Origin of the sequence: Mesorhizobium sp. GbtcB19 (assembly GCF_019091085.1) — a bacterium.
Classification (GTDB): Bacteria; Pseudomonadota; Alphaproteobacteria; order Rhizobiales; family Rhizobiaceae; genus Mesorhizobium.
In genome coordinates this window covers 1-229 of the sequence record NZ_JAGXJY010000657.1, presented here as the reverse complement: position 1 = coordinate 229, position 229 = coordinate 1, and the positions used below count along the sequence as shown (strand labels likewise).

At 65.9% G+C, this 229-nt stretch carries 1 pseudogene; it reads left to right on the top strand.

Annotated elements, in window-relative coordinates:
* Positions 1-229 (top strand): annotated as a pseudogene (locus KVT37_RS33315) (branched-chain amino acid ABC transporter substrate-binding protein); the annotation flags it as partial.

The following is a 229-nucleotide window of genomic DNA, read 5'->3' as shown; positions in this document are numbered from 1 at the left end:
GCCTGATCTCGCCCGAAACGGCGCAGGACGCCAAGGTCCTGGAAGAGGGGGCAGGGGAATACGCCAACGGCTTCATTCCCGTCGGGGGCGCTTCCACGCCGGAGTTTGCCTCCGACAGGATGAGGGAGTTCGCCCCCCGCCACACCAAGTGGTTCGGGGGGTGTAACGAGGGGCCCACCACCAAGCTCAATGCTGGGGAAGACATCTCTATTCCGCTGGGGCCCACCCC